Source organism: Streptomyces sp. NPDC021096 (assembly GCF_040641275.1).
Classification (GTDB): domain Bacteria; phylum Actinomycetota; class Actinomycetes; order Streptomycetales; family Streptomycetaceae; genus Streptomyces.
On the sequence record NZ_JBFADG010000004.1, the window covers coordinates 239072 to 263310 of the forward strand.

The window sequence follows — 24239 nt, forward strand, 5'->3', positions numbered from 1 at the left end:
AGCCTGGCCCTTCACGATACAACTGACTTGGAAAGAAACGGGGGACATGGTGGCCGGACTTCCGCACCCTCCGCAGGTAGGACTCCGGCCGCCGTGCCACCGGGTCGATCCCCGGGCCCGGCGCTGGTGGGCCGCGCAGGCATGGCTCACGGTGAGCGGACCCCTGCTGCTGACGGCCGTGACGCTGCTCGTGCTGTCGGTCCTGTTCTTCCCCGGGGCGCTGCCCTGGCTGGGCCCGCTGGTGGCCGTCGTCCTGATCCTGCCCGCGCTCGGGTACGCCCTGGCCATGCCGAGGGTGCGCTACCGCGTGCACGCCTGGGAGGTGGGGCACTCGGCGGTCTACGCGGCGAGCGGCTGGTTCTGGCAGAAGCGCCGGATAGCCCCGCTGTCCCGGGTGCAGACCGTCGACACCCGGCGCGGGCCGCTGCAGCAGCGGTACGGACTCGCCACGGTGACCGTCACCACGGCCTCCACGGCCGGGGACGTGACGATCGCCGGGGTGTCCGACGAGGTCGCCCGGCAGCTGGCGGAGCACATCGGCAACGCGGCCGCCCGCACCCTTCCGGGGGGCGCCGCGTGAACGGGCGGTGGCGCAGGCTCGACCCCCGTACGCTCCTGGCGCACTGCGCCTGGCTGGGCGCGCCGCTCGGCTCGCTCGCGCTCACCGCGCTCGCCACGGGCGGGCGCCTGGACGCACGCGCCTGGATCACGCTCGCCGTCATCGCGCTCGTCTTCGCCGGCATCACCGCGACCGGCTTCCTCACCTGGCGCCGCACCCGCTACCGCGTCACCGCCGACTCCCTCGAACTGCGCACGGGCCTGTTCACGCGACGCGTGCGGGCCGTCCCCCTGCACCGCGTCCGTACCGTCGACCTGACCGCCAACCCCGTGCAGCGGCTGCTCGGGCTCACCGTGCTCCGCGCGGGAACGGGCGGAGGCGGCGGCCGGAGCGGGCACGAGGGCGAGCTGTCGCTGGAGGCGCTGTCGCGGTCCGAGGGCGAGCGGCTGCGGGCGGAGCTGCTCGCGCGGGCGGCAGGTGCGGGCCAGGGCGCAGGGGATCCGGTGCTGGCGGTGGCCGACGCGCGATGGCTGCGGTACGCGCCGCTCACGTTCTGGGTCTTCGGCGGCGTCCTCACCGTGGCCGGCTCCGCCTGGCGCGCGCTGGACGCCATGGGGGTCGAGCCGTGGCGCATCGGCTTCCTCCGGGACTTCTTCCGCGAGTTCGGCCACAGCGCGCTGTGGGTCACCGTTCCGCTCGCCCTGCTGGTCGTCACGGCGCTGGGAGTCGTGGGCGCCGTGCTGCTGTACGCCGAGAACTGGTGGCGCTATCGCCTGGAATGGACCGATGCGACCACCCTCGGCGTCCGCCGAGGCCTGTTCACCACCCGTGCCGTCTCCCTGGAACGCGCGCGACTGTGCGGAGTGTCCCTGCGCGAGCCGCTGCTGCTGCGCGCGGGCGGCGGCGCGAGCGTCCGCGCGGTCGCGGGGGGCCTGGGCAACCGGGAGGAGAACCGCAGGCGCAGCGTCGTCCTGCCGCCCGCGCCCCGGGCGGTGGCCGAGCGGGTGTGCACGGGGGTGCTGGGGGTCGCGGCCGGCCCCGAGCTCGTACTGCGCCCGCATCCGCGGGCCGCCCTGCGGCGGCGGGTGATGCGGGCGCTGGGCTTCGGGGTGCTGCCGGTGACCGTGGCGCTCGCGGTGCTCGGGTGGCTGCTGACGCCGGTGCTGCTGTACTGCGCGGCCGCCTGGACGCTGGTCGCGGTCCCCGTCGCCCGGGCGCTGGCGCGCGACGCCTACCGGTCGCTGGGCCATGGAGTGCGCGGCCGTCACCTCGTCGTGCGGTCGGGCACCTTCGGCCGGGAGACGGTGACCCTCGACCGGGACGCGGTGCTGGCGTGGACCTTCACGCAGACTCCCTTCTCGCGGCGGTCAGGTGTGGCCACTGTCACGGCTGCCGTCGCCGCGGGGGAGGACGGATACCGCATTCGGGATATGTCGGCGCAGGAGGCTGTCGGATTCGCGGAGTTTGCGGCTCCGGGAATCGTCAGCGAGTTCGTCGTCCGGACGGGTGCCTGAGTCTCTTCGCGTACATTCGCACCTACTTTTTTGTTATCTGCGGACCGACGCCCGGTCTCCTAGGTGTCGGATCGAACGCCAACGTGGCGGGTGCGGAAAGAGGTGCGGGCGTGAAGAGTGTGAACGTGGCCGTGGTGGAAGCGGCGCAGGCCGGAAACACCGCGGCACAGGACGAGCTCGTCGCCTCCCACCTGCCGTTGGTCTACAACATCGTGGGCCGCGCCCTCAACGGGCACGCCGACGTCGACGACGTCGTCCAGGAGACCATGCTCCGCGTGATCAACGGCCTGGACGGGCTGCGCGACCCCGCCGGCTTCCGCTCCTGGCTCGTGGCGATCACCATGAACCAGATACGCAGCCACTGCCGGGCGGACCGTCTCGAGGCCCCCGTCAGTGGACTGCAGGACGTGGTCGGCGAAGTGCCCGACCCCAAGGCCGACTTCGTCGACCTGACCATCGTGCGGCTCGGCCTGGAAGGCCAGCGCAAGGACGCCGCCGAGGCCACGCGCTGGCTCGACGAGGGGGAGCAGGAGGTCCTGTCCCTGTGGTGGCTGGAGGCCGCCGGCGAACTCCAGCGCGCCGAGGTCGCCGCCGCCCTCGAGCTCACCCCGCAGCACGCGGCCGTCCGCATCCAGCGGACCAAGGCCCAGCTGGACACCGCCCGCGGCGTGGTCCAGGCGCTCGCCGCCCACCCGCGCTGCCCCCAGCTCGCGGACGTCGTCGCCTCCTGGGACGGCGCCCCCTCCGCGCTGTGGCGCAAGCGCATAGCCCGGCACGTGCGCGGCTGCGGCCGCTGCTCCGGCACCCTGGCGGCCCTGTACCCGGCGGAGGGGCTGCTGGTCGGCCTCGGACTGGTGCCGGTCGGCGCCGCGCTGCTCGCCCGGTGGGGCGGCGGGGCCACCCTCCACGGCGAGGCCGTGGCGCACACCTCCTCCGCGCACGCGGGCATACCCGGGACCCGGGGCCGCCGTGCCGGCGCCCGCCGAGGGGGCGGGAGCCACGGCCACCGCGCGGGCGGCCGTTCCCGTACGGCCCGGCGGGCCGTCATCGGCGCGGGCATCCTGGCGATCGTCGGCGGCGGCGTGCTGGGCGGCGGTTACCTCTTCCAGGACTCCCAGGACACGACCGTCAAGGCCGGATCCGCCGAAGTCCCCGGCGACCTGAAGCAGCAGAGCGCCAAGGAGCCCTCCCCGCTGCGCACCGGCCCCTCGCAGTCCGCCTCGCCCAGCGCGTCGGCCTCGGCGAGCCCCTCGCCCAGCGCCTCGTCCCCCTCGGCGAAGCCCTCCAAGTCCGCCGAAGCGCGCACCGCCAGCCCCACTCCCGAGCGCACCGCCTCCCGCGCCCCGAAGGCCACGTCCAAGCCCCCTGCCGGCAACCCGGGCGGCGGCTCCCTCGGCCAGCAGGTCGTCGCCCTGGTCAACAGCGAGCGCGCCAAGGTGGGCTGCTCGGCCCTGACCTCCAACAGCCTCCTGGACGCGGCGGCACAGGGCCACTCCGACGACATGGCGGCCCGCTCGTTCTTCGACCACACCAACCCCGACGGCAAGGGCCCGGGCGAGCGCGTCACCGCCGCCGGCTACAAGTGGAGCACCTACGGCGAGAACATCGCCTACGGCCAGCAGACCGCGGCCGCCGTCATGGACTCGTGGATGAACAGCGAGGGCCACCGCAAGAACATCCTCAACTGCTCCTTCAAGGAGATCGGCATCGGCATCAACAAGGCCCCCGGCGGCCCCCGCTGGACCCAGGTCTTCGGAGCACGCTGACACCGCTCGCAACGCGCCGCCGTGTCGTTCGTTGAACCGGCGTGTCCGATACATCCGATGTGCTCGCAGCGCCGCCGTACGCCCTGCGCGTCGGCGCGTTGCACAAGTCCTACGGTTCCCGCCGGGTGCTGCGCGGCGTCCGTCTCGAGCTCGGCCCCGGCACCCTGGCCGGGATCGTGGGGGAGAACGGCGCGGGCAAGACCACGCTCCTGCGCATCCTGTGCGGGCAGATCGCGGCCGACTCCGGTGACATCGCGCACCGGGGCTCGCTCGGCTACTGCCCCCAGGAGACGGTCCTCAACGACTTCCTCACCGTCGAGCAGCACGTGCGCCACTTCCAGATCGCCTACGGCCTGGAAGACACCCGCCGGGCCGGGGAACTGATCGAGGAGCTGCACTTCGGCGAGTACCGCCGCACCCGTGTCGCCGCGCTGAGCGGCGGCACCCGGCAGAAGCTCAACCTGACCCTCGCCCTGATGCACGACCCGCACGTCCTGCTGCTCGACGAGCCGTACCAGGGCTTCGACTGGGAGACGTACCTGCGGTTCTGGGACGTCGCCGCCCGCCTGCGCGACCGGGGACGGTGCGTCCTCGTCGTCTCCCACCTGGCCTGGGACACCGGGCGGCTGGACCGGCTGTACCGCCTGCACGACGGCGTCGCGGAGCCGTGGCGCCCACGGTCGGCCGACGCCGAGGCCGCCCTTCTCCCGGGGCGGAACGCATGAGCCGGCTGCGGACCGCGAGGCGCCGCTTCGCCACGGCCGCGGGGTTCGCCCTGCTGGAGCACCTGCGCAATCGCTTCGCCCTCGTACTGGTCGTCTTCTACATCCCCTTCTGGCTGACGATGGTGCACTGGTTCGTCGCCCCGGCGCCCAGCACCTTCCTGCTGCGGGCCACCGGCCGGCGGCTCACGGTCGACGGCAACCACCTGACGATGGTCTCCGGCGCGATCAACGTGGTGACGTTGATCGTCGGCTTCATGATGTTCATGGCGACGTTCAAGTCGCTCGCCTTCGACCGCCGCCTCGTCCTGGCCGGCTACCCCCGCATCTGCCTGCTCGTCGCCAAGGTCAACGCGATGGTGCTCGCGGCGGCCCTGATCTCCGGCTACGCCACCGCCGTGATCTGCTGGTACTGGGACCCCGTCCGACCCTGGCTGCTGGCCGCCGGACTGTTCACGGCCGGGGTCGGCTACGGCGGGATCGGCATCCTGCTCGGGGCGTTCCTGCGCAACGAGCTGGAGGGGCTGTTCGTGATCATCATGGCCAGCCTGCTGGACACCATGCTGCAGAACCCCATCAGCAATCCCGGCGCCACCAAGGACGGGGTGCAGATCCTCCCCGAGTACGGCCCGACGCAGGTGAGCGTGGCCGCCGGGTTCACCGGGGACACGCCGTACGGCCACCTGCTGCTGGGGCCCGTGTGGTTCGCGGCGATGTGGCTGCTGGGGACCGCCGCGTTCCACCTGCGCACCCGCGACCACCGTCCGTCCCGGCTCCGCCCGGCCGCCGTCAGCGCCGCCGGCCGCCCTTGAGGGTGGCCCGCAGGAATTCGCGGTTCATCGTGGCGATGGACTGCAGCGGTATGCCCTTGGGGCACGCCGTGGCGCACTCGCCGGTGTTGGTGCAGCCGCCGAAACCCTCCTCGTCCATGGCCGTGACCATGTCCAGCACCCGGGACTCCCGCTCCGGGGCGCCCTGGGGCAGGACGTTCAGATGCACCACCTTCGCCGAGGTGAAGAGCATCGCCGAACCGTTCGGACAGGCGGCCACGCACGCCCCGCAGCCGATGCACTCGGCGTGCTCGAAGGCCAGGTCGGCGACGGGCTTGGGCACGGGCGTCGCATGGGCCTCGGGTGCGGAGCCCGTGGGCACGGAGACATAGCCTCCGGAACCGATGACCCGGTCGAAGGCCGAGCGGTCCACGACCAGGTCCTTGACCACGGGAAACGCCGCCGCCCGCCAGGGCTCGACGTCGATCGTGTCGCCGTCGCGGAAGTGGCGCATATGGAGCTGGCAGGTGGTGGTGCGCTCCGGGCCGTGCGCCCGGCCGTTGATCACCATGCCGCAGGCGCCGCAGATGCCCTCGCGGCAGTCGTGGTCGAAGGCGACGGGCTCGTCGCCGGAGAGGATCAGCTCCTCGTTGAGGTGGTCGAGCATCTCCAGGAAGGACATGTCCTCGCTGATGCCCGTGACCTCGTACGTGGTCATGGCCCCGGCGTCCTCGGGGGTGCGCTGGCGCCAGATGCGCAGGGTGAGGTTCACGCGTAGCTCCGCTGGGTGGGGTGGACGTACTCGAAACGCAGGTCTTCCTTGTGGAGCACGGGCGCGCTGCCCGTGCCCGTGAACTCCCAGGCCGCCGCGTACGCGAACTCCTCGTCCTTGCGCGCCGCCTCGCCCTCGGGCGTGCGGCTCTCCTCCCGGAAGTGGCCGCCGCAGGACTCCGTGCGGTGCAGGGCGTCCAGGCACATCAGCTCCGCGAGCTCGAGGTAGTCGACGATGCGGTTCGCCTTCTCCAGCGACTGGTTGAGCTCCTCGCCCGTGCCCGGCACCTTGATGCGGCGCCAGAACTCCTCCCGCAGGGCGGGGATCCGGTCCAGCGCCTTGCGCAGCCCGGTGTCGGTGCGGGCCATCCCGCACTCGTCCCACAGCAGTTCGCCCAGCTCCCGGTGGAAGGAGTCCGGCGTGCGGTCCCCGTCGGCGGCCAGCAGCCGGGCCAGGCGGCCGGTGACCTCGGCGACGGTGTCGGTGACGGCCGGATGGGAGGGGTCCACGGCCTCGTGGGGGTGGCGGGCGAGGTAGTCGTTGATGGTGGAGGGCAGCACGAAATAGCCGTCGGCCAGCCCCTGCATCAGCGCGGACGCGCCCAGGCGGTTGGCCCCGTGGTCGGAGAAGTTGGCCTCGCCGATCGCGAACAGGCCGGGCACGGTGGTCTGCAGGTCGTAGTCCACCCACAGGCCGCCCATCGTGTAGTGGATGGCCGGATAGATGCGCATGGGCACCCGGTACGGATCCTCGGCGGTGATCCGCTCGTACATCTCGAAGAGGTTGCCGTACTTCGCCTCGACCGCCGCCCGGCCCATGCGCGCGATGGCGTCGGCGAAGTCGAGGTAGACGCCCTGCCCGCCGGGGCCGACGCCGCGCCCCTCGTCACAGACGTTCTTCGCGGCGCGCGAGGCGATGTCGCGCGGCACGAGGTTGCCGAAGGAGGGGTAGAGGCGCTCCAGGTAGTAGTCGCGCTCCTCCTCGGGGATGGCGGCCGGCGGCCGGGTGTCGCCCTTGGCCTTCGGCACCCAGATGCGGCCGTCGTTGCGCAGCGACTCGCTCATCAGCGTCAGCTTGGACTGGTGGTCGCCCGAGCGCGGGATGCACGTGGGGTGGATCTGGGTGAAGCAGGGGTTGGCGAAGTGGGCGCCGCGCCGGTGGGCGCGCCAGACGGCCGTGGCGTTGGAGTTCTTGGCGTTGGTGGAGAGGTAGAAGACGTTGCCGTAGCCGCCGGAGGCCAGCACGACGGCGTCGGCCATGTAGGTGTCGATCCGGCCGGTGACCAGGTCGCGGGCGACGATGCCGCGCGCCCGGCCGTCGATGACGATCAGGTCGAGCATCTCGGTGCGGGCGTGCATCTCGACGGTGCCCGCGTCGATCTGCCGGCTGAGCGCCTGGTACGCGCCGAGCAGGAGCTGCTGCCCGGTCTGGCCGCGTGCGTAGAACGTACGGGAGACCTGGACGCCGCCGAAGGAGCGGGTGTCCAGCAGACCGCCGTACTCGCGGGCGAACGGCACGCCCTGGGCCACGCACTGGTCGATGATCTCGACGGAGATCTGGGCGAGCCGGTGGACGTTGGACTCACGGGCGCGGAAGTCGCCTCCCTTGACGGTGTCGTAGAACAGCCGGTGCACGGAGTCGCCGTCGTTGCGGTAGTTCTTGGCGGCGTTGATGCCGCCCTGGGCCGCGATGGAGTGGGCGCGGCGCGGGGAGTCCTGGTAGCAGAACTGCACGACGCGGTAGCCCTGTTCGGCCAGCGTGGCCCCGGCCGCGCCGCCCGCCAGACCGGTGCCGACGACGATGACCGTGTGCTTGCGGCGGTTGGCCGGGTTGACCAGCTTCGCCTCGAAGCGCCGGCGGTCCCAGCGCTCGGCGACGGGGCCGTCGGGGGCCTTGGTGTCGGTGAGGGGAGCACCGACGCGGTAGTGGAGGTATTCGCTCATCTCAGCTCACGACTCCTGTCAGGACGCCCACGGGCACGGCGATGAATCCGCAGGTCAGCAAGAGCGCCAGACCGACTGCGAGGACCTTGAGCACCCGCTCGCGGCGCGGCGAGCCCACCCCCAGCGTCTGGGCGGCGCTCCAGAAGCCGTGACGGATGTGCAGGCCGAGCGCGAGCATCGCCACGATGTAGAAGGCACTGACGTACCAGCGGTCGAAGGAGGCGACGAGGTTCTCGTACGGCCGGCCCTGCTGGGCGTTGGGGTTCACGGTGAGGGTGGTGAGGTCCAGGATGTGCCAGACGATGAACAGCCCCACGATCACCCCGCCCCAGCGCATGGTGCGCGTCGCATAGCTCGCCCGGGGCCGCTTGTGGGCGTATTTGGCCGGGCGCGCGGCGATGTCGCGGCGGCTGAGCTGGTACGCCGCCACCCCGTGCAGGACGACGGACGCGCTCAGCACCACCCGTGCCGTCCACAGGAACCACTCGCGGTGCAGGAACGGCTCGCCGACGGTGCGGATCCAGTGCCCGTAATGGTTGAACTCCCCGGCCCCGAAGAACACCTTCAGATTGCCCATCATGTGGGCGACCAGGTACGCCAGCATGACCAGACCGGTGACGGCCATGACCGCCTTCTTGCCGACGGTCGAGCGCCACACGAAGCCGATGAGGGACGGAGACCGGTCCGTCCGGGTCGCGAGTGCCATGACAACCGACGGTAGGCGGGCTCTTTCCATACGTCCAAGACATGGTGGCGCTGGTTTCCATAGGCTCCCCCTATCTATCCTGCGATGGTGCAACTCCAGCAGCTTCGCTACTTCGCCACCGTCGCCGAGGTCCGGCACTTCACCCGCGCCGCCGAGGCGCTGCACGTCGCCCAGCCGTCGCTCTCCCAGCAGATCCGCGCCCTGGAACGGGAATTGGGCGCCGAGCTCTTCCACCGCGCCCGGGGCAACATCACCCTCACCGACGCGGGCGAGGCGCTGCTGCCGCTCGCCCGACGCGTGCTCGCGGACACCGAGACGGCCCGCCGCGAGGTGCAGGAAGTCGCCCAGCTGCGCCGTGGCCGGGTCCGGCTGGGCGCACCGCCGAGCCTGTGCGCGAGCCTGGTTCCGGATGTCCTGCGCACCTATCACGCCCGGTTTCCCGGCATCGAGCTGCACGTGGACGAAGGCGGTTCACAGGACCTCGTGCGCCGTCTCGCCGACGGCGGTCTCGACCTCGCACTGATCATCACCCCGCTCGGTGTGGGCGCCCCGGCCCTGGCGACGACCGAGCTCCTCCACGAGGACCTGGTCGTGGTGTCGTCCCCCGCCGCCCCGGCCCCCGTCCGGGGCCGCAGCATCCGGGTGGAGCAGCTGCGGGACCTGCCGATGGTGATGTTCCGGCGTGGCTACGACCTGCGCGAGATCACCACCGCCGCGTGCCGTGCGGCGGGCTTCGAACCCTCCTTCACCGTCGAGGGCGGCGAAATGGACGCCGTCCTGGGTTTCGTCCGTGCCGGTCTCGGTCTCGCGGTCGTCCCCGGCATGGTCGCGGCCCGCTCCGGCCTGCGGGTCACCCCCTTCGAGGGCGAGCGCATGCGCCGGACCGTGGCAGTCGCCCACCGCAAGGACGCGCCACCCCCACGCGCGGCCCGCGAGCTGCGCCGCGTACTGCTGGAGCACCTGGGCGCGGCGGCGGACGAGCAGCCCTGCGGGTCCTGACGGGTCGCGGCCCGGTGCGGGGCCGCCCGGCTCAGGTCAGCTCAGTTCGGCGTTGACGATCGCGCGGAGCGCGGCGAGGTGGGAGCGGTAGGCCGCCCGGCCCTCCTTGGTCAGGCGCAGCCACACCCGCTGCCGCGTGTCGCGCACGGCCCGGCGCTGCTCGACGTAGCCGGCGTCCGACAGGACCGTGACGTGCTTGCTCAGTACGGACGGGCTCACGCCCAGCGTGTCGCGTATCGTCGCGAACTCGATCTCCTCGACGGCGTCGAGCGCGGCGCAGATCCGGAGCCGGTTCGGCGCGTGGATCGTCTCGTTGAAGCCGTCCTCGGGAGCGGTCACTCTGCGGGTATGCCCTTCTTGCGGGAGTTGTTTCCAAGTATCAGGATGCCTCCTCCGGTGAGCAGCGCCGCAGGCACCCATACCCAAGGCATGTCGGCCTGGCGGTCCACGGTGAGGGCGGCGACGTACATCACGAGGCCGATGACCGCGCCGCCGGCCGCCTGGCGACCCGCCTCCGGAGTGACCCGGTGCAGGACGCCCATCCTGCGCGCCTGCACGAACACGAAGGTCATCATGCTCACGAACAGGACGCCCACGGCCGTGATGTCGAGCGGGTCGGGCAGCATATTGGTGAGGAATATCGCGACCACGAACGCGGAGAGCGTCGGGTGGTACCAGCGCCCGGGCGCGATCGCCCCGACCGCCGCCTGGGCCGCCTCGGCCAGCGCCAGGGACTGGGCGGCGCTTTCCCGCGTGGGCATGGACGGCCTGGACGACCGTGAGAGCTCATCAGTTGCCATGACGGAAAGTGAAGCACGCTGTTTCCGTCATGGCAACTGGACATTTTCCGTTGTGGAAAACGTGGCGACGAGCCCGACATCACCCGCCCCACATCACCTGCCCCGCCTCCACCCCCACGAACGCCGCACCCACCCCGCACACCACACTGCCCACCGCGTTCAGCGCCGCGTAGCCCCGCGCACCGTCCTCGGCGAGGCGCAGCGTCTCGTACGAGAACGTCGAATACGTCGTCAGCGCACCGCACAGCCCCGTCCCCACCAGCAGCCGCCACCGCTCGTCCGGCATCGCGCCGGTCAGCGCGCCGAGCACGAAGCAGCCCACCACGTTCACCACGAACGTGCCCCAGGGGAAGACCGAGTCGTGCCGGGACTGCACGAAGCGGTCCGTGAGATAGCGCAGTGGGGCGCCGGCCATGGCGCCGGCGATGACGAGGAGCCAGTTCACGCGGGCGTCTCCCGGCCACGGCCCTTGTAGTGCAGCACCTCGACCTCGTCGAGAGTGACCAGGCCCTCGCCGACCAGCTCCCCCAACACGGGCAGGAAGGCCCGCACACGCTCCTCGGTGTCGACGATGACGACGGCCACCGGCAGGTCCTCGCTCAGGGACAGCAGCCGTGAGGTGTGGATGAGCGACGAGGCTCCGAAGCCCTCGATGCCGCGGAAGACGCTGGCCCCGGCCAGGCCCGCCGCGTGGGCACGGTGGACGATCTCGGAGTAGAGCGGGCGGCGGCCGGAGCCGGCGTACGTGTCGGACTCGCCGATGAGGACCGTGACGCGCAGGGCCTTGCCGTGCAGCCTCATCACGCCCTCCGCAGGGCGATCAGCCGACGGGTCGCCGCGGCCGTCGCCCACACCGCCGCCAGCGCGGCGAGCAGCGTCGCCGCCAGGTAGGCCAGACCGGTGCCCACCCGCCCGTCATCGGCCAGTTGCCGGATGTCCACCGCGTACGTGGAGAACGTCGTGAAGCCGCCCAGCACCCCGGTGCCCAGGAAGGGCCGCGTCAGCCGGTGCGGCGTGCCCAGCTCGGCAATGGTCACCAGCAGCACCCCGATCAGCGCGCAGCCCACCACGTTGACCAGCAACGTCGTCCAGGGAAAGGCGCCGGGCGCCGTCGGCCACAACAAGGCCGCACCGTAACGGGCCGCGGCTCCCGCCCCACCGCCGAGGGACACCGCGCAGACGACGGGCCACTGCGAGTGCGGAGCGCGGCGCCGCGGAGGCGTCCGCGTGGCGCGGTCCGCCGTCGCTCCCGGCCGTGCCGCGCCCGTCGTGCCCATCGCGTCAGGCTAGCCCACGCCCATCCCGGCGCCCGTTCCCACGCCGCTCACCCCGCTACCCGCCCCGACACCGCCGCCAGACAGGCCTCCGCCCGGTCGGCGTCCATCAGCCACTCCTGGTAGTCCGCGGGATCGGCGAAGCCGTTGACGTAGCGGCGGGCGAGTTCCGGGTGCTGGGCGGCCGCGGCCAGGACGTGCTGGACGTGGTCCGGCAGCGGGGCGTCCAGGACCATGTTGGTGAAGGCGGTGGCGTGCCGGGCGTGCTCCCACCAGCCGGCGAACGTCTCGTGCATCCACGCCCGGTCGAAGGGCCGCTCGTCCCGCGCCAGGATGGAAGCCAGATAGCGGTCCGCGCAGCGCGCCGCGTTGTTGGAGCCCTGCCCGGTCACCGGGTCGTTGAGCACGACCGCGTCGGCCATGCCCAGGACGTACGAGCCCGGGGCGACCTCCGCGACCGGGTGCCGCACCACCGGGACCAGGCTTCCGGTCAGCAGGGCGCCGGCGTCGGTCGGCGCGGCGTCCGCGCACAGGTCGTACTCCCAGGGCGCGTACGAGCGCAGCAGCTGCCGCGACCGTTCCAGTGCCGCACCCGGGTCCGGGACGTCGCCCCAGCAGTCGAAGGGGCCGCCCGGACGGCCTTCCCACAGCAGGATGTCGCACGGCCCGGAGGCCGTCAGCGCGGGCAGGACGAAGAACTCCCCGACCCCCGGGAACGCGTACATGCGCAGATAACCTGGCGGCGGCGTCGGATCCGGCCGGGTGCCGTGCACGTACACGCAGGCCAGCGCGCGCTGCGGGGCCTGGAACGGGCTGTGCCGCTCGTCGCGCCCGAAGATCTCCCCCAGTGGTCCGTGCCCCGAGGCGACGACCGTCAGGTCATGGCCCGCCGCCACGTCCGACAGGTCCTCCGCGGTGATCTTCCGGTACTCCACCCGGCCGCCGCGCTCTTCGAAGAGCTCCAGCCACCGGGAGGTCTTCACCCGCTGGTCGACGGAGCGGGCCGGTTCGTCGAGGGCGCCGGAGATGGCCCGCTCCGGGGCAAGCACCCCCGGGGGATCGGTGGGGCTGATGCGCACTCCGTCGATCCGTGGCGTCTGCTCGTCCCACAGGTTCAGGCCCAGCTCGCGCTCCAGGGCGAGTGCCGGACCGTACATCAGCTGCGTGGACATGACCCGCCCGCCGCGGACCTCCTCGGGCGTGCGGGCGGAGACCACGGTCACCTCGTACCCCGCCGCCCGCAGCCCCAGGGCCAGTTGCAGCCCCGCCTGTCCGGCGCCGACGATCGCGATTCTGCGCATGGTTGCCTCCGAAAGCCGGTTCCCGTGGCCCGCCCCCGTTGTAACCGCCCACCACGCGCGCTGTACAGACGGCACGCACATGCCGGGCCGGCCGTCACCCCCGGGCCGTGCGGCGCTCCGGCGGGGTCGGTCCCGGACCACCTGGCGTTCCGTCCGTCACCCACGAATCATCAGACGCCCCGTTTGGCAGGAAACCAGCGCTTCCAGCGCGTACGGCTGGGCAGTCTCCTGGCCGGTCACCCTCCGCCGTCGAGAGCGGAGCCGCCGCCCGCCAGGGCCGGCCGACGGCCGCACTCGAACCAGGGAGGCACACGATGTCGAAGCAACCCCAGCCGCCCGGCCCGGTGACGCCCCGCGCGCCCTCGCCGCGGCACCAGCGGGCGAGGATGCTCGACCGGGTCGAGGAACGGCTGCGCGGCCTCTTCGACGAGGAACACCGCCTGTGGCGCACCGCCGATGCCCGTGGCGCCGGGCTGATCGAGTCGCTGGCCGAGCTGGTGACCGCGGGCGGGGACCGGGCCCGTCCGACCGTCTTCCTCACCGGCTATCTCGCGGCCGGCGGCGATCCGGACGCCACCGCCGCCGTCGACACCGCCGTGGCCCTCGAACTCCTCGACACCTGCACCCTCATACGCGCCGATGTCCGCGACAACGCCGCCCTGCGCAGGGGTATCCCCACCCTGCACGCCGGCCGGGCCGCCGAGCACGAGCACAGCGGCTGGGCGGGCGACTCCCGGCGCTTCGGCGAATCCACCGCCACACTCGCCGGCGACCTCGCCCTCGCCCACGCGGACCGGCTCGTGGCCCGGTTGCCCGCCGAGGCGTGGCAGATCTGGGACGAACTGCGGGTCCAGCGAGCGATCGGCGCGTACACGCACGAGGCCATGGCCGCCGAGTACCTCGAGGACCCCTGGCCCGGCCACTGCGTGTCCGGCTGCGACCGCGGTTGCGCGGCCGGCTGGTACGCCCTGCGCCACCCGCTGCGCCTGGGGGCGGCCCTCGCCGGCCGCGCCGACCTCGACGCCCCGTACGACGGCTACGCCCGCCCGCTGCACGCCGCGTGGCGGCTGCGCGGTTTCCTCGACGGAGGCCCGGAATTCGCCTGGGACGCACAGCTGCTGCGCGAGCTGCTGCTGGACCCCGAGGAACACGACGTCACCGAGCAGCTGATCGACGAGCTCGTCCGGCGGGCCCGCGACATCGCCGCCACCGCACCACTGGCGGACGGCTGGCGCGAGGAGCTGGCGGCCTTCGCCGAACGGGTGGCATCGCCGGAGGGATGACCGCACCGGCGGGCTTCGGCGGGCTTCGGCGGGGCAGGGCGGGTGCGGCGGTCGTCCCCCTCCAACAGTGGGGGAGCGCCCGTGACTAGTGGCCGGGAACGGCGATCGCCGTCACGATCAGGCCGTCGCGGACCAGCCAGCGGCCGTCGAAGCCGGACAGCCGGTTTCCGGTCGCCGCCAGGAGCGGATCCGGCGTCAGCAGCCGTGCGCGGAAGGTCTGCTCGGCCGGGTCCACCTCAATGACCGCGTCCTGGAAGTCCAGCCAGAGCCGGGTGAGCGGAAACCACGCCTTGTAGACGCTCTCCTTGGCACTGAACACCAGCCGGTCCCAGCACACATCGGGCCGCTCGGCGCTCAGCCGGGCCAGCCAACCGTGCTCCTCCGGGCGGGTCACCAGCTCCCGCACGCCGCCGTTGGGCAGCGGCGCGTTGGGCTCCGCGTCCAGCCCGATGGTCAGTATGTCGGCGCTGCGCGCGACGGCCGCCGCGCGGTAGCCGGCGCAGTGCGTCATGCTGCCGACGATGCCGGAAGGCCACTGGGGGGCTCCGCGCTGCCCGGGAACGATGGGGCCGGGGGCGACGCCCAGCCGGCCCAGAGCCGTCCGGGCGCAGGCCCGCACCGTGGTGAACTCCCTGCGCCGCTTCTCCACCGCCCTGGCGATGAGCGCCTCTTCCTCGGGGAACAGCGTGGGCGTCGCGTCCGCGCCGCCGGAGACCGGGCCGTCGAAGGCGGGATCGTCGAAGGACTCGGCGGATTCGATCGGTGACGTCAGCAGGGCGCCAATCATTCTCGCCAGTCATCCCCATGGTCGAAGAGGCCGAATTGCCTGTACGAAAGGAACCCTGCCAGCCGGGAAGCCAATGGGGAAACCCCTATTGCTGTTGATCAGCCCACACTCGACACCCATTCGGCTCATATCGGGGTCACCCGGTCGCTTCACGGACGAAACCTTTGTGATTCCCGCACGTTGATCCGGGCTCCCGGCCGTCACCGACCGGGTGCTCGTCCCGTACGTCCAAGCAAAGGTGTCTCCCATGTCACGAATCGCCAGGGCAGCAGTCGTCACCGCCGCTGTGGGCGCCACTCTCGCCGGCGTCGCCGGCGGTGCGGTCGCCGACTCCGGAGCCAAGGGTGTGGCCGCGGGTTCCCCGGGTGTCATCTCGGGCAACGTCATCCAGGTCCCGATCCACATCCCGATCAACCTCTGCGGCAACACCATCGACATCGTCGGGCTGCTCAACGCCGCATCCGGCAACGTCTGCATCAGCGGCTGACGTCTGTCGAACACAGTCGATCCACGGCTTCCGGGACGCCCCCGCCCCGGAGCCGTTCCTGAGCGCATGGCGCCCCCGGCCCACAGCCGGCGGGCGCCATGCGCCTTTCACCGGCGCCCCCTTCGGCCTCCGCTCGGCCGCACGTAGGATCTTTCCCCACAACTGCGGCGGGCGGGGCGGGGACGCATGGGCGAGCGCGACGGCATCGAGAACACGATCACGGGCGGTACGTTCCTGGGCCCGGTCGTGCAGGCGCGGGAAGTCCACCTGCACCGGCCCATGGCGACAAGGGCACCACGGCTCCTGGGTCCGGCGCCCGACGTGTTCGTCGACCGCACACCGGTCTTCGCGGCCCTCGCGCGCGCGTCCGCCGAACGGGCCGTGCGCGACGCGCCCCTGATCGTGACGGTCACAGGCCTGCCCGGCATGGGCAAGACGGCCACCGCCCTGCGCTGGCTGCACCAGCTGGGCGCCGACTTCCCCGGCGGCCACCTCCAGGACGACATGAGCCCGCAAGGCCCCCTCAGGCCGCGCGACCCGGCCGCCGTACTCGAAGGCTTCGTCCGGGAACTGTCGCACCGTCAGGAGCGAGCCGACTCGCCCCGGCCCACCGACCTGGACGGGCTGGCGGCACACTACAGATCACTGACGGCGGACGCGCCCACCTTGGTGTTCCTGGACAACGTGGTGAGCGCCGCCCAGGTCCGCCCCCTGCTGCCGGGCCACCCCGGGAGCGTGCTCGTCGTCACCAGCCGATTCCCGCTCACCGGCCTGCGGGCCTCACACCCGCGAGCGCTGAGCGTCCACTTGGACGCCCTCGACGAGGGGTCCGGCGCCGAGTTGTTCCACGCGGTGACGGGACGGCCGGACGCACTGGACCGGCCGGCGCTGGAGGACGTCCTGCGGGCCTGCGCCGGACTGCCGCTGGCCGTGAGGATCGCGGGCGCGCGCGTGGGTGAACTGCTCGAGACGGGGGAGGATCCCGCGGAGCTCGCCCGCGAACTCGTCGACCGCCGCACCCGCCTGGAGGCGCTCACCGTGCCCGACGACCTCTCCGTCGCCCAGGTCTTCGACGCCGTGTACGACTCCCTCGCCGAGGGCCCGGCAGAGCTCTACCGCGCCCTGGGGCTGCACCCCACACCGGAGTTCTCCCGTGAGCTCGTACGCCGGCTCGCCCGGGCGGAGGACGACGTACGGACGCTCGTACGGGAGCGGCTGCTGGAACCGGCCGGTGACGGGCGGCTGCGCATGCACGGACTCGTTCATGACCACGCGCGCACCGCGGCCGATGGCGTCGAAGCGCGCACGGCCGACCGGTCCGTGGACCGGTCCCGCGAGCGGTACGTCGACCAGTACGTCGAGTGGTACCTGGAACGTGCGGCGGCCGTCGAGTGGCAGACCTCCGAGCGCTGGCGCTACGGGCCGCTGTTCGCGCGGCCCGAGCGTCTGCGGGAGGTCTTCGCCGGCGCCGACGAGGCCCTGGACGCCATGGAAGCGGACCGCGTCAACGTGGTGGCGGTCGCGGAGCTGGCGCACACCACCGGGCGCCATGCTGCGGCGTGGCAGCTGTGCGAGGCGCTGCGCGGCTTCTTCTTCCGGCGCAAGTACCACGCGGACTGGGTGGCCGTGTGCCTGACGGGAGTCAGGGCAGCGCAACAAGGCGACGACCCCATTGCCGTGGCGCGCATGCACCTGGAGCTGGCCTTCGCCTACGCCGACCGCGACGACGACACCGACACCGCGCCCGCCCGCGACCACTACGACCAAGCCCTGGCCCTGGCCTGCGCCATCGGGCACGCGCGTACCGCGTCCTCGGCCCTGGAGGGCCTGGGCCTGCTGGAGCTGCGTGCCGGTCGGCCGCAGGCCGCAGCGGACCACTTCCGGCGCGCGGTCGACGCACTGGAGGACATCGACCACCCACGCGGCCGCGCCCTGCTGACGTTCCACCTGGGCCGCGCCCTCGGCGCCGACCGCCGCCATGCGGAGGCGGCCGGGCTGCTGCTGCGAGCCCGCGCACTGTTCGCCGCGCTGCCCGACCGCTTCAACGAGGCCAAGTCCCTGTGGCACTACGCCCAGGCCCGCCTGCGCGCCGACCGGCCGGACGAGGCCCTGGCCCCCCTGAACGAGGCCGTCACCCTCATCCACGCCTGCGGCGCACTCAAGGAAGAAGCCGACATCCTTCTGCTGCGCGGAGACGTACTGGCGACCGGGGGCCGGCAGGAGGCCGCAGAGGCCGACTGGCGGGCGGCACTGGAGCTGTACGTCCGAGTGGGCGGAGCGGGAGGGGAGAGCGCCGGGGCGAGGGCGGCGCGGGAACGCCTGGGCTAGGGGACGGGTTTGAGAACAAGGGACGGTCAAACAGTGGAAGGGCGGGTCACGGGAGCACTCCCTGATCCCCCTCCAGAGCGAGCCGCCCCGCAAGAACCCCGTCGGCGATGTCGACGTCGACAATGACGGCGCCGCCCCTGTCCCTGCGTTCGTCCCCCAGTCCGGCGTAGAGCACCGACGCCGCAACCGCCGCGGTCGCTCCCGCTCCGGCCACCGCCTCAGCCGCGTCCCACCGTGCCCCCCATCGCGCCCCCTCGCGCGTGAAGGCGACACAGTCCCTCGCTCCCGGACCGCCGGCGAAGGCCGCCAGCCGGCATCCGGGATACCGCCGGAAGAGCCGTTCGGCGGCCTCCCTGCCGGACTCGCCGGGCGCCGGCGGCCGGGCCACGATCACATCGGCCGTGCGGGCCCAGCGGGGGTCGGGCTCGCCCTCCGCCGCCACGAGGTGCGGGTCGGGCAAGTGCCCGGTCACGGAGCCCTGGAACTCTGCAGGGTGGCGCCGCACCGACACCCGCCCACCGCCGCCGGCCGCGACGGTGACGTACATGGCCGGAGGCACCGGTTCGTACCGTTCGGCGGGAAGCGGCAGCGGCAGTGCGATGGGCCGGGGAACGGCCGGCCGGTCCGGCTCGTTCAGCTCCATCCGCGCGTAGTACAGGCGGCGCAGCAACGCGGCCGACCGCATGGGCCGGGACGTGACGAGTGCACCGATGCCGGCCAGCCGTTCGTCACCGGGCTGCGCGGCCATGGCACGCCGCACCTGCTCTTCGAGCGGCTCGTAGGGGCTGACGCGCGGTAGCGCCGCCCCCAGCCGCTCCATGGGCGAACCGGCGGCCACCACGGCCTCCCCGAAGGCGCCCAGCAGGCCGGGAACGCCGAGCGCGGCGCCGTAGAGGGTCAGCGAGCCGTGGTCACCGATGAAGGCGTCGGCAGCCACCAGCGCCGCCTTCCAGGCGTCGGTCTCCGGCTGGGGGAGCAGGAGACCGGCGCGCAGGAACGGAGCCAGCCAGGAGCGGACCTGCCAACCGCTGTGGCCGAACCAGACGTTGGGGTGCACGGCGGCGACGACGCGATAGCCGTCGACGGGCAGCTCGGCGAGGGCCCGGCGGACGATGTCCATGTTCGCGCCGAGGAGGGAGTGCGGCCCCCAGGTGGAGGTGAGCACGATCAGCCTCTGGCCGGGCCGCAGCCCGAAGGCGGCGCGGTACTCGTCACGGAAGGGAAGGCTGGCGCGGAGCCGGTCCATGCAGGGGTCTCCGGCGACGACGGAGATCGGTACGGCTTCGGGGCAGCCCCGGCGCAGGCGTTCGCGCTGTTCGTCGTGGGAGAGGACGATGGCGGAGGGGATCAGCCGGCCCTCATGAGTGAGCCACTCGGCATCGAGCCCAAAGGCTTCCGGGCTTCCGGGCTTCCGGGCTTCCGGGCTTCCGGGCTTCCGGGCTTCCGGGCTTCCGGTGCAAGTATTTATTGTATCCAGCGCCGTGGGGAGCGCCAACGAGAGGTGCGTTGATCTCCTGCAGTTCGCCGCCCCGGCTGCTGCTCACCGCCAGGTCGAACTTCTGCCGCTTGGCCTCCTCCCAGGAGATGCAGGGCAGTTGGCGCGCGGCGGCGAACTCCCGTATCCCGGCGTCGAACGCCGACGAGCCCGTGCAGGCGAAGACGATGTTTATTCGGCTGTCTCCCTCGAATGGCGAGAGGAGGTCCAACAGCCGTGTCGCGGACGTGACGTTGTGGATGACGCCCAGCACGGTGTGAGAGGGCGACGCGGTGGCCCACTGTGCGGCGTCGTCCCGCAGCAGGAGGTGCGACGGACGGGAGGTTCCTGCGTCCGGCACCGCGTCCTCGCTCTCTCCCGACGGCCTTTCATGGCCCGAGCTCCGTAAACCTCGCGCCTCGAGGCTCAGGGGGGCGTGCGCCAGGGCGCCGCACCATCCGCCTGACGATACCCGCCACACCTGGCGACTGGGCGGCGACTCCATTGCGCAGTACGATCATTACGTTGCGTATATATGCACGTACTAGGGGGAGTGCGGGCAAGGGGGGCGGTCATGGGGGCTGGTGGTTCGGCTTCGGAAAGGGCGCAGGAGGCGCGGCGGCACGAGCGCGAGCTGCGCGAGCAGCTGCGCGCCGCGCAGCGGGAGGCCCGGCGGTGGGAGGCGGCGAGCGAGGGCGAGCGGAAGGTGGCCGCCCAGCTGCTGATGCTCACCCGGCGCGGCTGGCGGTTGCTCGTGGACCGGCGGTGGCCCGGTACGCGCGCGGCCAACGTCGACATGCTGCTGGTGGGGCCCGGCGGCGTCTTCGTCATCGACGTCAAGAACTGGCGCGCGGCCCCCGAGGCGGGCGACGGCCATCTCACGGCCGGCCGGCAGCGGCGGGACGGAGAGATCGGCAAGCTGCTGGCGGTGACGCGGGTGGCGGAAGGGGCCCTGGCGACGCTGGGCCTGTCACCGGTGGCCGTGCAGCCGCTGATGGTCTTCGCGGGCCGCTCCTTCAGCGGCACGCTGGGCAGGGTGCGGCTGCTGGGCGAGCGGGAGGTGGGCCCGGCCCTGATCGCCGAGCGCACCCGGCTGGGCCCGGCCATGGTGCGGGCGATAGCCGACCACATGGAGCAGGTCTTCCCGGCGTACGAGGCCTCGTACGTACCCGCCGAGCGCACCGGTGCGAAGCCGTCCGCCTCCTGTGCGCCCTGCGCGTCCTCCGTCTCCTCGGTGTTCCCGCAGCCGGAGACGCTTTTCGACATAGACGGCCTGCGGGACGCGGCCATGGACGCCGCCCGCAGAGGGCCCATCGAGCAGTGGATGACGTTCCTGCACCCCGACCAGGTCGCCCTGGTGCGGCGCAACTGGGCCGGCCCGGCGCGTGTGACCGGCCCGGCGGGCACCGGCAAGACCGTGGTGGCACTGCACCGCGCCGCCCACCTCGCGCAGCGCACGACCGGGCGCATCCTGTACGTGACCTTCGCGAGCAACCTCCCCCGGGTGCAGAGCACGTTCCTGCGCACCATGTCGCCGGCCGTCGTCGACCGGGTCGAATTCCGCAGCCTGCACTCCTGGGCCCGGAAGTTCCTCTCCGAGCGCGGCATCACCCACCGGCTGCACGGCGGCCGGGCGGAGGACGCCTTCAGCCGCGCCTGGATGCGCTACGGCCGGGGCAGCGTCCTGTCCGTGCTCGATCCCTCCCCGCGCTACTGGCGCGAGGAGATCGACTGCGTCATAAAGGGCCGCGGGATCACCCGCTTCGAGGAGTACGCGACCCTCAGGCGCCACCGGCGCCGCACCAACCTCCGTCGCCCGCACCGCGAGGCCGTGTGGACCCTGTACGAGGAGTACGAGCGGGTCCGCGCCGAGCGCGGGGTGCACGACTTCAACGACATCCTCAGCCTCGCCCTGGCCGAGGCCCGCGCGAGGCCGGGCCGTTCACCGTACGCGGCGGTCATCGCCGACGAGGTGCAGGACCTCACCCTGGTCGGCGTGTGCCTCCTGCACGCCCTCGTCGGTGACGCCCCCAACGGCCTGTTGCTGGTCGGCGACGGCCAACAGGCCGTCTACCCGGGCGGCTTCCGGCTGTCCGACGCGGGAATCGACGTACGCGGCGACCGAGGCCAGGTCCTGCGCACGAACTACCGCAACGCCAAGCAGGTCCTCGACGCGGCCCTGGCCGTGGTGGCGGAGGACGCCTTCGACGACATCGACGGCACCCGCATCGCCGGCATCCGCGACGTCGACCTCACCTACCACGAAGGCCAGGTCGTACGGTCGGTCTCCCGGACCCCCGCCGAACAGGACGCGGCGCTCCTGGGAGCCCTCCGCACCCGTGGCGAGGCCAGCTGGCCCGACTCCGCCCTCCTGTGCCGCTCCAAGCGCGAGACGGACCACTACCGCCGCCTCCTCGCCCACGCGGGCATCCCCCAGTGCTCCCTGGAGCGCTACGACGGCCATCCGGTGCCGGGCGTGAAACTGGGCAGCTACCGCCGCGCCAAGGGCCTGGAGTTCAAGCACGTCTACCTCCCCGACCACACCCTCACCCACCCCTGCACCTCCGCCGACGAAGACATCACCCGCGAGCGCGACGAGCTCTGCCGCACCCAGCTCTTCGTGGCCATGACCCGAGCCCGGGACACCCTCTGGCTGGGTGCGGTCGTCAGGGCCACCGAGAGCTGAAGCGGGGCAACAAAAACGCCCCTCCCGAAGGGAGGGGCGTGCACGATGGGGAGAGCGCCCCCGGCAGGACTCGAACCTGCGGCCAAGCGCTTAGAAGGCGCCTGCTCTATCCACTGAGCTACGGGGGCCGGTGTGTGCGGCGGTCGCGGACGGCTGAAGCCCCGGGCTCGGTGGTGCCGTGACCTTGCCGGGGACAAGGATAGGGCTCCGCGTACCTCGTCCCGGTTGCTTCACCTCCGTAACACGATGTGGAGGTTCGGTGAAGCGGTCCTGATAATCGCAGGCAGGTGCGATTTTCGCATCGTTTTTGACGTCTCAGGCGGCGGGTGTTGTGTACTCGTTATGCCTGGGCCTCTTGCGCCACGCCTCGCGCGCCAGGGGCTATACGCTTCAAAAACACCCCAGAATTGGGCATTCTTCACGTGTGGCGACCTTGGACGTACGGCCCCGACTGCTTGACGCGCTGTCCGCACTGCGTGACCGCGTGGACGCCGCACGCTTCCCGCTCCCCCTTCCCGGCGCCGCCCGCGCCCGCCGAAACCGTGCCGAGCTCCTGGCGCAGCTCGACGACTACTTGGTGCCCCGGCTGTGCGCCCCCGAAGCGCCGTTGCTGGCGGTTGTCGGGGGGTCCACGGGGGCCGGCAAGTCCACGCTGGTCAACTCACTGGTGGGGCGTCGGGTCACTGAAGCGGGCGTGTTGCGGCCGACAACTCGCATGCCAGTTCTGGTGTGCCATCCAGACGATCACCACTGGTTCGCCGGGGACCGTGTGCTGCCGAAGCTGCAGCGTGTCTGGGTACCGAACCAGGAAGCCGCCGCGGCGGCGTACGACGCGGAGACCATGGACGACGACGGGGTGGTCGAGGGCGGGGAGGAGGTGGCGGAGGACGAGCCGTTCGCCCTGCGGGTGGAGACCGACCGTTCCCTGCCGCGCGGCCTGGCCCTGCTCGACGCCCCCGACATCGACTCCCTCGTCGCCCGCAACCGTGAACTCGCCGCCGCCCTGATCTGCGCCGCCGACATCTGGGTCCTGGTCACCACCGCCACCCGGTACGCGGACGCGGTGCCCTGGCACCTGCTGCGCACCGCCAAGGAGTACGACGTCACCCTCGTCACCGTCCTGGACCGGGTGCCGCACCAGGTGGCCGTGGAGGTGTCCCGGCAGTACGACGCGCTGCTGGAGAACGCGGGCCTGGGCGACGTGCCCCGCTTCACCATCCCCGAGCTCCCCGAATCCGCAGGAGGCAGCGGACTGCTGCCCTCCACCGCCGTCGCGGGGCTGCGCGCCTGGCTCACCCAGCAGGCCGAGGACCCCGCCGCCCGGACCGTGGCGACCGCCCGGACCGCGCGCGGGGTGCTCTCCTCGCTGGGGTCGCGGCTGCCGGGGCTCGCCGGGGCCTCGGCCCTGCAGCACGCGGCGGCCGTACGGCTGCTGCAGCGCGTGGAAGATGCGTACGGGCGCGCACTGGAGCGCGTACGCCGGGAGCTCGCGGCGGGCGAGGCGCTCGCAGGCGACGCGCTCACGCACTGGCGCGGCTATCCCCGCGACAGCACGCCAGACGAGCTGCTCACCGCCCTCACCGGTTCCGTCATCGCGCTGCTCAGCTGTGCCGCGGACGCCGCCGACGAGGAGATCGCGGCGGCCTGCGGCAACGACCCGGTGGCCGAGGCGGCGCTCGCCCCCGGCGACCCGGACGGCGCCCGGGCCCGGATCGGGGTTGCCGTACGGCGCTGGCGGCGCTGCCTGGAGGAGATCGCGGAGGAAGAGGTGCGGGCCGCCGAGCGCGACCGGGGGCCCGAGAGCGAACGCACCGCCGCGCTGCTCGGAGCGGCGCTGCTGGGCGGCCGCCGGGTGGGCAAGGCGGGGGAGGGGCTGGCGGAGACGTTCGGTGCGCAGGGCGCGCTGCGGCTGCGGGACCGGGGCGGGCAGCTGCTGGCCCACTGCATCGAACAGGTTCTCGACGCCGAGCGGGACCGCAGGGCGGCCCCCCTCGAGGCCCTCGAGATGACCCCCGACCACCAGGTCGAGCTCATCGCGGCACTGTCCGTGCTGCAAAAGGAGAAGTGA

22 protein-coding genes and 1 tRNA gene are annotated in these 24239 nt (G+C 72.5%); 11 read left to right on the forward strand and 12 right to left on the reverse strand.

Going from position 1 to position 24239, the window contains the following annotated elements; translation table 11 throughout:
* The first annotated feature begins 46 nt into the window (after positions 1 to 46).
* The 5 genes from AB0G59_RS09660 to AB0G59_RS09680 all read left to right on the forward strand — a co-directional run bounded on the left by AB0G59_RS09660 (position 47) and on the right by AB0G59_RS09680 (position 5373).
* Positions 47 to 580, forward strand: coding sequence for a PH domain-containing protein (locus AB0G59_RS09660; protein ID WP_360909725.1), 534 nt, complete (start codon positions 47 to 49; stop codon positions 578 to 580).
* Positions 577 to 2073: a PH domain-containing protein gene (locus tag AB0G59_RS09665; protein WP_360909727.1), complete on the forward strand. Its 1497-nt coding sequence runs from the start codon at positions 577 to 579 to the stop codon at positions 2071 to 2073. Before AB0G59_RS09660 ends, AB0G59_RS09665 begins: the two co-directional genes overlap by 4 nt.
* A 110-nt stretch (positions 2074 to 2183) precedes the next feature.
* Positions 2184 to 3839: a sigma-70 family RNA polymerase sigma factor gene (locus AB0G59_RS09670; protein WP_360909729.1), complete on the forward strand. Its 1656-nt coding sequence runs from the start codon at positions 2184 to 2186 to the stop codon at positions 3837 to 3839.
* A gap of 59 nt (positions 3840 to 3898) precedes the next feature.
* Entirely contained in the window at positions 3899 to 4564 is a 666-nt protein-coding gene (locus AB0G59_RS09675; RefSeq protein WP_360909731.1) for an ABC transporter ATP-binding protein, read from the forward strand.
* Complete coding sequence (locus tag AB0G59_RS09680; RefSeq protein ID WP_360909733.1) at positions 4561 to 5373, forward strand: ABC transporter permease; 813 nt, start codon at positions 4561 to 4563, stop codon at positions 5371 to 5373. Before AB0G59_RS09675 ends, AB0G59_RS09680 begins: the two co-directional genes overlap by 4 nt.
* Here the strand turns inward: AB0G59_RS09680 and AB0G59_RS09685 are convergent.
* Genes AB0G59_RS09685 through AB0G59_RS09695 form a run of 3 tightly spaced genes read right to left on the reverse strand, consistent with a single transcriptional unit; the run spans position 5351 to position 8752 of the window.
* Positions 5351 to 6103 carry a succinate dehydrogenase/fumarate reductase iron-sulfur subunit gene (locus AB0G59_RS09685; RefSeq protein WP_360909735.1) on the reverse strand — a complete coding sequence of 251 codons (753 nt, stop codon included), beginning with the start codon at positions 6101 to 6103 and terminating at the stop codon, positions 5351 to 5353. The genes AB0G59_RS09680 and AB0G59_RS09685 overlap by 23 nt on opposite strands.
* Positions 6100 to 8046, reverse strand: coding sequence for a fumarate reductase/succinate dehydrogenase flavoprotein subunit (locus AB0G59_RS09690; RefSeq protein WP_360909737.1), 1947 nt, complete (start codon positions 8044 to 8046; stop codon positions 6100 to 6102). The genes AB0G59_RS09685 and AB0G59_RS09690 overlap by 4 nt, the downstream gene beginning before the upstream one ends.
* Before the next feature lies 1 nt (position 8047).
* Positions 8048 to 8752, reverse strand: a complete 705-nt coding sequence (locus tag AB0G59_RS09695; RefSeq protein WP_360909739.1) for a succinate dehydrogenase cytochrome b subunit — start codon at positions 8750 to 8752, stop codon at positions 8048 to 8050.
* Positions 8753 to 8839: 87 nt separating this feature from the next.
* On the opposite strand from AB0G59_RS09695, the gene AB0G59_RS09700 reads away from it, so the two are divergent.
* A complete protein-coding gene (locus AB0G59_RS09700; RefSeq protein WP_360910009.1) occupies positions 8840 to 9751 on the forward strand; it encodes a LysR substrate-binding domain-containing protein in 912 nt (303 codons plus the stop codon).
* 36 nt (positions 9752 to 9787) lie between these two features.
* Here the strand turns inward: AB0G59_RS09700 and AB0G59_RS09705 are convergent, their stop codons facing one another.
* The 6 genes from AB0G59_RS09705 to AB0G59_RS09730 form a co-directional block, all read right to left on the reverse strand.
* Positions 9788 to 10090 carry a transcriptional regulator gene (locus AB0G59_RS09705; protein ID WP_071964394.1) on the reverse strand — a complete coding sequence of 101 codons (303 nt, stop codon included), beginning with the start codon at positions 10088 to 10090 and terminating at the stop codon, positions 9788 to 9790.
* Entirely contained in the window at positions 10087 to 10512 is a 426-nt protein-coding gene (locus AB0G59_RS09710; RefSeq protein ID WP_360909741.1) for a hypothetical protein, read from the reverse strand. The genes AB0G59_RS09705 and AB0G59_RS09710 overlap by 4 nt, the downstream gene beginning before the upstream one ends.
* A 118-nt stretch (positions 10513 to 10630) precedes the next feature.
* On the reverse strand, positions 10631 to 10996 hold the full coding sequence (gene crcB, locus AB0G59_RS09715; RefSeq protein WP_360909743.1) for a fluoride efflux transporter CrcB: 366 nt from the start codon (positions 10994 to 10996) through the stop codon (positions 10631 to 10633).
* Entirely contained in the window at positions 10993 to 11355 is a 363-nt protein-coding gene (locus AB0G59_RS09720; protein WP_360909745.1) for a DUF190 domain-containing protein, read from the reverse strand. The genes crcB and AB0G59_RS09720 overlap by 4 nt, the downstream gene beginning before the upstream one ends.
* Positions 11352 to 11828: a CrcB family protein gene (locus tag AB0G59_RS09725; RefSeq protein WP_360909747.1), complete on the reverse strand. Its 477-nt coding sequence runs from the start codon at positions 11826 to 11828 to the stop codon at positions 11352 to 11354. The genes AB0G59_RS09720 and AB0G59_RS09725 overlap by 4 nt, the downstream gene beginning before the upstream one ends.
* 47 nt (positions 11829 to 11875) lie before the next feature.
* Positions 11876 to 13126 carry a styrene monooxygenase/indole monooxygenase family protein gene (locus AB0G59_RS09730; protein WP_360909749.1) on the reverse strand — a complete coding sequence of 417 codons (1251 nt, stop codon included), beginning with the start codon at positions 13124 to 13126 and terminating at the stop codon, positions 11876 to 11878.
* Between the two features lie 314 nt (positions 13127 to 13440).
* On the opposite strand from AB0G59_RS09730, the gene AB0G59_RS09735 reads away from it, so the two are divergent.
* The gene (locus AB0G59_RS09735) at positions 13441 to 14409 is read left to right on the forward strand and encodes a polyprenyl synthetase family protein (protein WP_360909751.1); all 969 of its coding nucleotides are present in this window, start codon (positions 13441 to 13443) and stop codon (positions 14407 to 14409) included.
* An 85-nt stretch (positions 14410 to 14494) separates the two neighbouring features.
* Here the strand turns inward: AB0G59_RS09735 and AB0G59_RS09740 are convergent, their stop codons facing one another.
* Positions 14495 to 15196, reverse strand: a complete 702-nt coding sequence (locus tag AB0G59_RS09740; protein WP_360909753.1) for a 4'-phosphopantetheinyl transferase superfamily protein — start codon at positions 15194 to 15196, stop codon at positions 14495 to 14497.
* Between the two features lie 247 nt (positions 15197 to 15443).
* Between AB0G59_RS09740 and AB0G59_RS09745 the strand changes: the two genes are divergently transcribed.
* Both AB0G59_RS09745 and AB0G59_RS09750 read left to right on the forward strand, forming a co-directional pair.
* Entirely contained in the window at positions 15444 to 15683 is a 240-nt protein-coding gene (locus tag AB0G59_RS09745) for a chaplin (RefSeq protein WP_360909755.1), read from the forward strand.
* Between the two features lie 186 nt (positions 15684 to 15869).
* A complete protein-coding gene (locus tag AB0G59_RS09750) occupies positions 15870 to 18011 on the forward strand; it encodes a hypothetical protein (protein WP_360909757.1) in 2142 nt (713 codons plus the stop codon).
* A gap of 46 nt (positions 18012 to 18057) precedes the next feature.
* Here AB0G59_RS09750 and AB0G59_RS09755 read toward each other — a convergent pair whose 3' ends face one another.
* The gene (locus tag AB0G59_RS09755; RefSeq protein ID WP_360909759.1) at positions 18058 to 19506 is read right to left on the reverse strand and encodes a hypothetical protein; all 1449 of its coding nucleotides are present in this window, start codon (positions 19504 to 19506) and stop codon (positions 18058 to 18060) included.
* Between the two features lie 553 nt (positions 19507 to 20059).
* On the opposite strand from AB0G59_RS09755, the gene AB0G59_RS09760 reads away from it, so the two are divergent.
* Positions 20060 to 22171 carry a UvrD-helicase domain-containing protein gene (locus tag AB0G59_RS09760; RefSeq protein WP_360909761.1) on the forward strand — a complete coding sequence of 704 codons (2112 nt, stop codon included), beginning with the start codon at positions 20060 to 20062 and terminating at the stop codon, positions 22169 to 22171.
* A gap of 55 nt (positions 22172 to 22226) precedes the next feature.
* Here the strand turns inward: AB0G59_RS09760 and AB0G59_RS09765 are convergent.
* A tRNA-Arg gene (locus AB0G59_RS09765) sits at positions 22227 to 22299 on the reverse strand.
* Between the two features lie 296 nt (positions 22300 to 22595).
* On the opposite strand from AB0G59_RS09765, the gene AB0G59_RS09770 reads away from it, so the two are divergent.
* Positions 22596 to 24239, forward strand: a complete 1644-nt coding sequence (locus tag AB0G59_RS09770) for a dynamin family protein (protein ID WP_360909763.1) — start codon at positions 22596 to 22598, stop codon at positions 24237 to 24239.